Raw genomic sequence first — 6,627 nt, 5'->3', positions numbered from 1 at the left:
TTTATTCAGAAAGCGTCAGAGGTTAGTAGATTACCTTGTGACCGTAGCTTTCCAGAATCGATTTAACACGATCCATCGTATCGGCCTTCGGCGGTTTAACACCGTCTAACTTGTACTCTTCCCCCATCGCGATCCACTTGTGTTTACCAAGCTCATGGTACGGTAGAAGCTCAATTTTCTCGATGTTCGTCATATCTTTGGTGAATTCGCCCAGCTTGTGCGCGGATTCATCATCATCAGACCAGCCAGGGACCACCACATAACGTATCCAGGTACGCTGGTTACGTTTTGCCAGATAGCGAGCGAAATCCAGTGTACGGTGATTCGATACGCCAACTAAATTCTGATGGATATCGTCATTCATTTGCTTCAAGTCGAGCATCACTAAATCACTGACGTCTAATAGTTCGTCAATGACGGGATCGTAACGGCGCACGAACCCATTGGTGTCCAGACAGGTGTTGATACCTTCTGCCTTACAGGCACGGAACCAGTCGCGCACAAACTCAGCTTGGAGAATAGCCTCGCCGCCTGATGCCGTGACGCCACCGCCGGATGCATTCATAAAATGGCGGTAAGTCACGACTTCTTTCATGAGTTCTTCAACCGTCACTTCTTTGCCGCCGTGCGTATCCCAGGTATCACGGTTATGGCAATACAGGCAGCGCATCAGACAGCCCTGAAAGAAGATAATAAAACGGATGCCTGGCCCATCGACGGTGCCACAGGATTCAAAAGAGTGGATGCGACCGATTACTGACATTGCGAGGTTTTCTCCAAATTTGACCGGACAATAGCGGTCTTTATGAGCGCAGTCATGAGAAAGCAGGTACCTATCTGGCAGGAATTTCTGACAGAAGAACACCGTATGACAGATGCTGCGTCGAATCTGTTTTGCAAGCCATCCACATGATTAGGGCAACATAGCGGGCTGGCAAAACAGGCTAACAATCTGAACGACAAGCGAGGGCGAGAAAAAGGCCCCACTGACGTGGAGCCTTTATTTTACGCTTTTTCAGACAGCCATGGAAATTAGATTGACTGTGTGAAGGTACGGGTAATAACGTCTTGTTGCTGTTCTTTCGTCAGTGAGTTGAAGCGCACTGCGTAGCCAGATACACGGATAGTCAACTGCGGATATTTTTCCGGGTTTTCCATCGCATCAAGCAGCATTTCACGGTTCATGACGTTAACGTTCAGGTGCTGGCCGCCTTCGATGCTGGCTTCGTGGTGGAAGTAACCATCCATCAGGCCCGCAAGGTTAGCTTTACGCACGTTGTCGTCTTTACCTAACGCGTTAGGTACGATGGAGAAGGTATAAGAAATACCATCTTTCGCGTAAGCAAACGGCAGTTTGGCAACAGAAGTCAGAGAGGCAACAGCACCTTTCTGGTCACGACCGTGCATTGGGTTAGCACCAGGTCCGAACGGTGCACCTGCACGGCGACCGTCTGGCGTGTTACCTGTTTTCTTACCATATACCACGTTAGAGGTGATGGTCAGAACAGACTGCGTTGGTGTTGCGCCACGGTAGGTATTCAGTTTCTGAATTTTCTTCATGAAACGTTCAACCAGGTCACAAGCCAGTTCATCTACGCGAGAATCGTTGTTACCGAATTGCGGATATTCGCCTTCGATATCAAAGTCGATAGCCAGACCATCTTCATCACGAATTGGTTTAACTTTGGCATATTTGATAGCAGACAAGGAGTCAGCAGCAACAGACAGACCAGCGATACCACACGCCATGGTACGGAATACGTCACGATCGTGCAGTGCCATCAGCGCCGCTTCGTAGCTGTATTTGTCGTGCATGTAGTGGATGATGTTCAGAGAGGTGACATACTGCTTAGCCAGCCAATCCATGAAGTGATCCATACGATCCATCACTTCGTCGAAGTCCAGAACGTCGCCTTTGATTGGTTCTGATTTCGGACCAACCTGCATTTTCAGTTTTTCGTCCACGCCGCCGTTAATTGCGTACAGCATGGTTTTCGCCAAGTTTGCACGGGCACCGAAGAACTGCATTTGTTTACCAACGATCATCGGGCTTACGCAACAAGCAATCGCGTAGTCATCGTTGTTAAAGTCAGGGCGCATCAGATCGTCATTCTCGTATTGCAGAGAAGAGGTATCGATGGAGACTTTAGCCGCATAGTTTTTAAAGCTCTGTGGCAGTTTTTCAGACCACAGAATGGTCATGTTCGGCTCTGGAGACGGCCCCATGGTGTACAGGGTGTTCAGGAAGCGGAAGCTGGTTTTGCTCACCAGTGTACGACCATCCAGACCCATACCAGCCAGAGATTCTGTTGCCCAGATTGGGTCACCAGAGAACAGCTCATCATACTCAGGTGTACGCAGGAAACGCACCATACGCAGTTTCATGACCAAATGGTCAATCATTTCCTGAGCTTCTTCTTCCGTGATTTTGCCCGCTTTCAGATCGCGATCAAGGTAGATATCCAGGAAGGTTGAGACACGTCCGAAGGACATTGCCGCACCATTCTGTGATTTCACCGCAGCCAAGTAGCCGAAGTAAGTCCACTGAACGGCTTCCTGAGCTGTCACTGCTGGACCAGAAATATCACAGCCATATTTAGCTGCCATTTCTTTAATTTGGCTCAGAGCATGATGCTGATCGGCAATTTCTTCACGCAGACGAATTGTTGCTTCCAGATCTTCACCGTTTTCCAGTTTGGATTGCAGAGAAGTGAACTGAGCAAACTTGTCTTTCATCAGGTAGTCGATACCGTACAGCGCAACGCGACGGTAGTCACCGATGATACGGCCACGGCCGTAAGCATCAGGCAGACCAGTCAGAACACCAGACTTACGACAACGCATAATGTCTGGGGTGTAAACATCGAACACGCCCTGATTGTGCGTTTTACGGTATTCAGTGAAGATTTTTTTCAGTTGAGGATCCAGTTCACGACCGTAAACTTTGCATGAACCTTCAACCATTTTGATGCCGCCGAACGGAATTAACGCACGTTTCAACGGAGCATCAGTCTGAAGACCAACGATTTTTTCCAGACCTTTGTTGATGTATCCCGCGTCGTGAGACGTGATAGTTGCAGCAACATTGGTATCAAAATCAACAGGCGCGTGAGTGCGGTTTTCCTGTTTGATGCCTTCCATGACGCTGTCCCACAGCGCTGAGGTCGCTTTGGTTGCGCCAGCCAGGAAAGACTCATCACCTTCATACGGCGTGTAGTTTTTCTGGATAAAGTCACGAACGTTGACGTTATCCTGCCATTCACCTTTGCTAAAGCCTTGCCATGCATTGGCCAATTTTTCATTCAGCTCGGTCATTTTACACCTACCTTTGATATGGATTTCTTAAAACCCGACGTTGCGGCCGATTGCACCTTAGTGGTGCTTGTCTCCACCGCGCAAATAAATTACCCAATATGTTAAACCGACCATTATGCCGCCGCCGATGATGTTCCCTAGGGTGACGGGAATCAGGTTATCGGTAATGAAATGGCTAACGGTTAAATGTTCAAACTGAGACGGCGCCATGCCAATGGCATTCCAGAATTCCGGGGCCGCAAAATTTTTGATAACGATGCCCATAGGAATCATGAACATGTTGGCGATGCTGTGCTCAAAGCCGCTGGAAACGAACATGGCGACAGGCAGAATCATGGCAAACATTTTGTCTGTCAGTGTACGGCCAGAATAGCTCATCCATACGGCCAGACAGACTAGCAGGTTTGCCAGAATACCCAGACACAATGCTTCAACAAACGTATGTTCAAGTTTGTGCTCAGCTGTTTGCAGGACGTTCAGACCCCACGCACCGTTTGCGACCATATGCTCTCCCGAGAACCAAATAAGTCCAACGAAGAAAAGCGCGCCAATCAGGTTACCGACATAAACATTAGCCCAGTTCAAGGCTAGTTGTTTCCAGGTAATACGTCCACTGGCTTTGGCAATCACGATGAGAACGGTTGAGGTAAACAAGTCTGCACCGCAGACGACAACCAACATGAGGCCAAGGGAGAAACAGATGCCCCCGATCAATTTCGCGATACCGAAAGGAATCGTCGCGGTCCCGGTGGTGGCAGTAATATAAAAGACGAAAGCGATCGAAATAAACACACCCGCTGTGATCGCTAAATAAAACGTCGTACACGGTTGTTTGGTAGCTTTATAGACTCCGGCGTCTTCAGCAACTTTTGCCATAGCGGCCGGTAGTAATAGAGTGAAGGGGTTGTCAGCTTTCACACTAACTCTCTCTTAAAATTTATCAGCGCTGAGATACTAACAAAGCAGTATACGGTAAAATTTGACGTGGATCATATTGCAAGAAATTAACAGGCCAGCAAGTAGGGTGGGATAGTAGGGTTTGGTGGTTAATTTATTGAATTTTATGATAAAAAAATATTTTAAATTTTACAAAAAGAGTTGAATGGCATACGTTAAACCTACCGATTTAGCGTTAATGAAAATCATGTTTTGTAGAATTTCAGTACCACCTTGTCGAGGTGATTTAATTAAAAATTCACTATTCAATAACAATATTCTGATTATGCATCACGGATAATAAATATTGCCCCTTGGATAATAAAATAGCCCTTTAAAATAAAGGGCTATTAGAGGTGGAGATGTGCAGTTTGCTATTTGTAATAGATCGCACGCATCGATATAAGACACGTGCTAACTGCATCACTCAGACATTACTTGGCTTGCCAATAACGACGTTTAGCCTGTTGCAATTTTTCATAGGCGGCTAGCAGCGACTGGTGCGCAGGTAAAGACGTAAAGGTGTCATCCACGGCAAACAGGCCGTAGAAACAGGCTCCGCCAGCAACAGCAGCACTGGCAGCCTCGAGCGTCTCGCTGCCGTACATTTTGGTAAAGGCATCGTAATATTCTGCTGGATCGCGCTCAGGCTCTTGTGCCAGTAACAGCAGGGTTTGCAGGCAGCGGTAGTAATTGCTGCGCTGTGCCGTAAAGACGGAGTCGTTGAAATCCTGCGTCCATTCTGTCCAGATCAGCGCCTGATCCAGATCGCCACCGGCCAGACCCAGCATGGCTTTCAATTCGCCAACGCGTAGAGTGAGCCAGCCATTATCTTTTCCTGTGGCAATACCAAGCAGTTCACGTACGCGGGTGAAGTCATCCAACCCTTCGTCGTCCAACTGTTGCAACAGTGCCAGATAATCTTCTTTTTCCCATTTGCCGTCCGGCAGCGCCAGCAGAGTGTCACGCAGATGAGCACCCATGCTGTTGTTAGCTAATAGCAGATCGTCGGCAGGGTAGATGTCTGACATTCCCGGCACGATGATGCGGCAGGCATAAACGGCCAGATGCTCATAGTCAGCAATGTAGACTTCTTTATCTTCCTGCTGGAAGATCGCCATCAACGTGGCGAATTCTTCTTCTGTCGATCCTTTAAAGCTCCAGTCGGCAAATTCATAATCCGCTGTTTTCTTGAACGTATCCCAGGAGATCAGACCGCTGGAATCGATAAAGTGGGTTTCCAGATTGGCGTGTTCAGCAACTTCTTCATCATCGAACGTCGGTGGAGTAAACACGTCTAGATCTTTCAGACCACGACCCTGCAACAGTTCAGTGACGGTACGCTCCAGCGCCACGCCGAAGTCAGGATGCGCGCCGAAGGAAGCGAAACAAGTACCGTTAGCAGGATTAAACAGTACTACGCAGATGACCGGATATTTCCCGCCGAGTGAGGCATCATAAGAGAAAATCGGGAAACCTTCTTTTTCCAGTGTCGCAATTGCTTCGACCACGCCTGGGTAGCGGTTCAGGACCTCTTGTGGGATTTCCGGCAGGCTGATGGATTCTGCAATGATTCGGTTTTTGATGCTGCGTTCAAACACTTCAGACAGCCCCTGAACGCGGGCTTCGTTGGCGGTGTTACCGGCGGACATCCCGTTAGAGACGTACAGGTTACCGATGATATTCATCGGAATATAGACGGTTTGCTGATCGGACTGACGAGTAAATGGCAGTGCACAAATGCCTCTGCCGGCATTACCGGATTGCAGATCGATCAGATCGCTGGCGCTCAGTTCCTGCTCTGGGTCGTAAAATTGGTGCAGACGGGCATCCAGAATACCTTCCGGCAGCGCATCATCTTCCGGAATAGGGAACCATTTTTCATTCGGATAGTGAACGAAATCGCCGTTAGCGATAGTTTTGCCGAGGTAGAAGTCAGCAAAGAAATAGTTGGTGGACAGACGCTCGAAATACTCGCCTAACGCAGAGGCCAGTGCCGCTTTCTTACTGGCGCCTTTGCCGTTAGTGAAACAGAGTGGGCAATCGCGGTCCCGAATATGGACAGACCAGACGTTTGGCACTGGGTTCAGCCATGACGCTTCTTCGATGTTAAACCCCAGGTCCTGGAGTTGCTGTTGAAAACGGGCGATGGAATCTTCCAGGGCGGCGTCTTTGCCTGGGATAAACGTTTGAGTCATGGTGTTCACTCTTATCGAGATTAGCGGAAGCGGCATGATACGGATTTTTCTGTCTGGACTCTATTTATTCATAACAGATTGGCAGCAGCGAAAAAGAACAGACTACCTAACGTGTCGTTTTGCATAATGAAAGCGCAATAAGCGTTGCAGCCGCGATGGACGAGTGATAAAACCGATA

The 6,627-nt window shown here is 48.4% G+C and carries 4 protein-coding genes; all 4 read right to left on the bottom strand.

Annotation, left to right across the window (positions count from 1 at the left end; all coding sequences use genetic code 11):
• Positions 1 to 22 precede the first annotated feature (22 nt).
• The gene (pflA, locus tag A0G03_RS21710) at positions 23 to 763 is read right to left on the bottom strand and encodes a pyruvate formate lyase 1-activating protein (protein ID WP_048259796.1); all 741 of its coding nucleotides are present in this window, start codon (positions 761 to 763) and stop codon (positions 23 to 25) included.
• 269 nt (positions 764 to 1,032) lie between these two features.
• A complete protein-coding gene (gene pflB, locus A0G03_RS21705; RefSeq protein WP_048259797.1) occupies positions 1,033 to 3,315 on the bottom strand; it encodes a formate C-acetyltransferase in 2,283 nt (760 codons plus the stop codon).
• Between the two features lie 57 nt (positions 3,316 to 3,372).
• Positions 3,373 to 4,233, bottom strand: a complete 861-nt coding sequence (focA, locus tag A0G03_RS21700; RefSeq protein ID WP_048259798.1) for a formate transporter FocA — start codon at positions 4,231 to 4,233, stop codon at positions 3,373 to 3,375.
• Between the two features lie 452 nt (positions 4,234 to 4,685).
• A complete protein-coding gene (ycaO, locus tag A0G03_RS21695) occupies positions 4,686 to 6,449 on the bottom strand; it encodes a 30S ribosomal protein S12 methylthiotransferase accessory factor YcaO (RefSeq protein WP_048259799.1) in 1,764 nt (587 codons plus the stop codon).
• Between the last annotated feature and the right edge of the window lie 178 nt (positions 6,450 to 6,627).

This window comes from Pectobacterium peruviense (assembly GCF_002847345.1).
GTDB classification, from domain to species: domain Bacteria; phylum Pseudomonadota; class Gammaproteobacteria; order Enterobacterales; family Enterobacteriaceae; genus Pectobacterium; species Pectobacterium peruviense.
Note: the sequence above shows the minus strand (reverse complement) of the source record. Positions and strands in the feature narration are given on the sequence as shown.

What these genes read in the sequence shown, in the direction of transcription:
- pflA (WP_048259796.1), bottom strand. Translation starts at nt 763, where the DNA reads ATGTCAGTAATCGGTCGCATCCACTCTTTTGAATCCTGTGGCACCGTC.
- pflB (WP_048259797.1), bottom strand. Translation starts at nt 3,315, where the DNA reads ATGACCGAGCTGAATGAAAAATTGGCCAATGCATGGCAAGGCTTTAGC.
- ycaO (WP_048259799.1), bottom strand. Translation starts at nt 6,449, where the DNA reads ATGACTCAAACGTTTATCCCAGGCAAAGACGCCGCCCTGGAAGATTCC.